The organism is Candidatus Cryosericum odellii, from assembly GCF_003570935.1.
GTDB lineage: Bacteria > Caldisericota > Caldisericia > Cryosericales > Cryosericaceae > Cryosericum > Cryosericum odellii.
In genome coordinates this window covers 1-4,172 of sequence record NZ_QXIU01000229.1, presented here as the reverse complement: position 1 = coordinate 4,172, position 4,172 = coordinate 1, and the positions used below count along the sequence as shown (strand labels likewise).

The window sequence follows — 4,172 nt, the reverse complement described above, 5'->3', positions numbered from 1 at the left end:
AATGGCGCGCATCGGCTCATGCAGGATGCAAGACCTGCGCTCCAATCCTGCCGTCCCTGGATATGCAAAAACCCCCATGAAGGGGGCAACATGAAGAGGTAGCATGGATTCCCGCCTGCGCGAGAATGACGGAGACTGTTACACTTCGGGACGGTTTCGCTTCCTGGCCGTCACCGAGTTTCAGCGTCAGGTCTTGTTGCCGCGATCACGGTGACAACACGTCGATAGTAGTCTCTGATGCTGGCGACAGCAATATCAATGTCGACGCCAATGTGGCACGATGCAGCCAGAGCTACGTACGGCCTTCTCCAGGAACCTGGTGGATCCGGAAGGCTCTCTGGAATCGGATGAGTATCTCTGTGGCTGAACGTCGCCAACACTGCTGCCGTGGCACCTTCAGGTTCAAGGCTCCCCGTTTCAAGGAGCAGTAGCATGTCAACAAGGTCCTTGACGCGGTTGTTGTCGCGCTTGCCTGCACGCGGCATGGTATAGGCATGCAGCTTTTCTGCGAACTGCTGCTCCAGGCTTGTCGTGGTCAACGGGGATGCCTCGATACCAGCAAAGCCAAACCAGTCTTCACCTGTTGTGACGCGAAGGGGTTCGAGGACAACGTCTCCAACAGCAACATCGACATGGAACGTAACGAATGGTCGGCCTCCCAGCATCGAGCGAACGGGGAACCTTTCTCCGCCGTAGAGTGGCCCGTCGAGGTCCATCATCGACTCCCCCACTTGAAACTCGAGCCAGTCATCTGCTGAGCGTGAAGCAGCCTGCTGCAGCATCCGTTGCAGAGTCGCGTGGTTGTCGGAACCCCTAGCAAGGCTGGTGTTGAGAGCGAGATCAATATCGCGGGTCGCCCGGGCGGATCCAATCGCCAGTTCCAAAGCATGTCCACCCTTGAGAATCCATTTGTTGACCCCATCGTGCTGTATGCGAGTGACAAATCGGTCAAAGGCGACTTGCTGGCGCAGGCGTTGCAGATCCTCACTATGATCCAGAGCCCTTTTCCTGAGCCGGTCCTCAAGAGCCTGGCGGAAGGACACCGCGTCACTATAGTACTGAGGGCTGTTCATCAAGAGACAAGACTCCGCACGATCTCCACGAAGAAAGACGACGGGTTCAACTTGGCAGCTTTGGTTAGATCGTCCCGCTCCACGAGTCCGCGTTGTAGACCTTGGCGGATAGCCTGCTCAAGAAGGTCGGCAGAGATGGCCGCAGCAGCGGCAACATCGATGATCGTTCTCAGGGGACGAGTGACGCTGTACCCCTCCATCATCTCAATGTCGGCCGGCTCGAGCGTTGCACGATGGATGACAAGGATAGCGGGCGTCCTGGTCGACCTCCTGAATGACGGGGGGACTGTCATATGAAGATTGACAGGCATGACATCCGAGAGTTCGTGAATGGACAGGGCCGTCTCGTGAGAAAACACACCCTGAGGCTTGCCCTTTCTGTCACGTGACCAAAATGACCACAGCACAAGGTCCGGTCGATCAGCCGCCGTGTAGTCGGCAATGCGGTAGACGCCATATCCCTCTCGTATCCAGTTTCCGGTCTCACTCTGGTAGTATTGTGAGGGATATGAATAACCAGCCTCAAGAGCCTGTCTGGCAGTGAAATATCCCTGCTGGCGGGAGGCAATGCTCCGTATGTTGCGTTCTGATTCCTGTGTCTTTCCCATTTGCACAACCCTTAACATTTTCTTAAGTATTGTGCAATTCCCCGAAAAATCAACACACTCCATACTACTTCTTGAAACGTTGCTCGGAGACTGTTACACTTCGGGACCGTCCCGAGATTGTTACACCTCAACGCATGGATTCCCGCCTTCGTGGGAAGGACGGGTCAGGGGCCATCCGCTGAACATTCCGGGGGCGGCTCTCCGTAGAGAGCCGCCCCGCTTCTCTTCTTGTCTAAATCGTGTGCACCGCCGTCAAGAGGCTTCTGGCAGCTACCCCATATAAACGAGTTTGAAGTCGGGAGTTCCCAGCATCGACTGGTGGAAGTTCTTGATGTGTTTGCTCAGGAGCACCGGGTTCGTGTAGAAGTAGATTGGAATAATGGGCATATCGGTCATCAGGATCTTCTCTGCGGCATGCAGGATCGCCATGCGCGCCTTTGGGTCGACAGTTGCCTTTTCCTTTGCGATGAGAGCGTCGTAAGACTTGTTGCCCCAGCCACTGTGGTTGTTTCCGCCATGGGTGACCCACATGTCCAGGAACGTGTTGGGATCGATGTAGTCACCAAACCAGTCCGAACGCGCGACATCGTAGTTGAGTTGCTCTCGATCATTCCTGAAGACGCCCAACTCCTCGCTCCTGAGGGTGCAGGTGATACCAAGGTTCTTCTTCCACATCTGCTGGATCACCTCGCAAACGGTTTTGTGTGCGTCGGAAGTATTGTAGAGCAGCGTGAAGGCAGGGAAGCCCTTGCCATTGGGATAACCGGCCTGAGCAAGCAGTGCCTTTGCAGTCACGATATCGTCGTCCTTGTAGTATGAACCACCCAACGTGCGGAAATCCTTGCCAGGAAGCGCGTCTGGCATACCATAGGGAACAAAAGCCAGCGCGGGAACCTCCCCGCCCTTCGTGATGGACTGCGTGATGCCCTTGCGGTCGATCGCCAGAAGCAAGGCCTTGCGAACGCGGACGTCGTTGAACGGCTTCTTGGTGACATTGACCGTACAGTAGTATGTCGCAAGGGACGGAAAGATCTTTACATCGCCTGAAGCAACCAGCTTGGGCAACTCAGAGAGGGGTACGTAAGCCGCCGCGTCCAGCTGACCGCTCTGATACATCGAAAGCGCAGTCCCCTCATCTTCGACCATGAGGTAGGTGATCTTCGTGAGTTTGACCTTGTCCCTGTCCCAGTAGGTCGGGTTCTTCACAAAGACCATCTTGTCGTTGTGTGACCACTCCGTGAGGTTGAACGGTCCATCGGTCACATAGGTCTTGACATTGGAGGTCCACTTATCATTTGTGCTGACAACGGCCTTGCAGACCGGCATCAGCTGTTCGACCGCCCCCAAGCTGAGGAAAAAGGGGGTGGGGGACTGGAGATAAACCTTGAGCGTCTTGGCAGTCAATGCCTTGACGCCGACGTTCTTGCTGGGGTCGATCTCTTTCGCCATGTCCGGAACGGGGACGTCGTTGCCCCCTACTTTCTTCGTCAGAAGATTTCCTTTGGCGTCGACAGCCTGAGCATAGTACTTGCTACCGACCTTGACAGACATGTTGAATGCCTCACCACCATACACGTAGTAGAGCATGTAGGCGTATGGGGAAGCCAATTCCGGGGTGAGTACGCGCTTCCACGCATATTCGAAGTCATACGCTGTGACAGGCATTCCGTTCGTCCAGTACGCATCGCGAAGCGTGAAGATGTAGGTCTTCTGGTCCTTGGAGATCGTCCAGCTCTTCGCAATCGCCGGCTGCGGCATGTCCTTGTTGTCAAGGCGCGTCAACCCATCAAAGACCTGCTGTTCGATGTTGCCTGCTTCAAGGCTGGTTGTAAGGGCTGGATCGATTCCTTCGGGCTCAGCCCCCAGGTTGTACGTTACCTCCTGAGCAACTGCTTTTGCTGACGGTACGACAGACAGTCCACCAAACAACGAGACCAGAAATACAGCTACCAAGACAAGTGATACTGCTTTCCTCATGCAGTAACCTCCCCTTTCCCAACAGGATTTGTCGCACGTGCGACTAATCTTGATGCTATCAATTGACGGGATAAATACAACAGCGCGGGAATGACGGAGCTCCATGACATGCAGAACGGCCGCAAGTATGCGGCCGCTCTGTTATTCGAGACTATCCTGACTGGTTTCTACGTTATAAGGGGGGTTTCATAGGCGGCGGCATTTCGATGGGTGCAGCCGGTTTCTCGGGGGACTCCATGGGTTCCGACATGCTCTTGCGTCCAACCGGGTTCTCGATGTACTTCTTCGGATCGCCCTCGAACGTCTTCTTGCACGCCTTGCTGCAGAACCCATAGGTCTTGCCTTCGAACGTGGACGTCTCGACGTCCTCAATCAACGTGAGAGCCATTCCGCAGACAGGATCTACTTTGTTGACACACAACGGTTTGTCCATTCCAGCCTCCTCGGCCAATGATATGCCATGGTGCATAGGTTACCGGAATCCGAGGTTTCCTCGGCGACGTTGGTCTCTTGC

General features: G+C 55.0%; 4 protein-coding genes. All 4 read right to left on the bottom strand.

Features of this window, described 5'->3' with window-relative positions; translation table 11 throughout:
* Positions 1–170: 170 nt before the first annotated feature.
* The gene (locus tag SMC5_RS09495) at positions 171–1,073 is read right to left on the bottom strand and encodes a nucleotidyl transferase AbiEii/AbiGii toxin family protein (protein WP_119120527.1); all 903 of its coding nucleotides are present in this window, start codon (positions 1,071–1,073) and stop codon (positions 171–173) included.
* A complete protein-coding gene (locus tag SMC5_RS09490; protein WP_119120526.1) occupies positions 1,073–1,681 on the bottom strand; it encodes a type IV toxin-antitoxin system AbiEi family antitoxin domain-containing protein in 609 nt (202 codons plus the stop codon). The genes SMC5_RS09495 and SMC5_RS09490 overlap by 1 nt, the downstream gene beginning before the upstream one ends.
* A 270-nt stretch (positions 1,682–1,951) precedes the next feature.
* A complete protein-coding gene (locus SMC5_RS09485; RefSeq protein ID WP_165849063.1) occupies positions 1,952–3,658 on the bottom strand; it encodes a peptide ABC transporter substrate-binding protein in 1,707 nt (568 codons plus the stop codon).
* A gap of 172 nt (positions 3,659–3,830) precedes the next feature.
* A complete protein-coding gene (locus SMC5_RS09480; protein WP_119120524.1) occupies positions 3,831–4,091 on the bottom strand; it encodes a YHS domain-containing protein in 261 nt (86 codons plus the stop codon).
* Between the last annotated feature and the right edge of the window lie 81 nt (positions 4,092–4,172).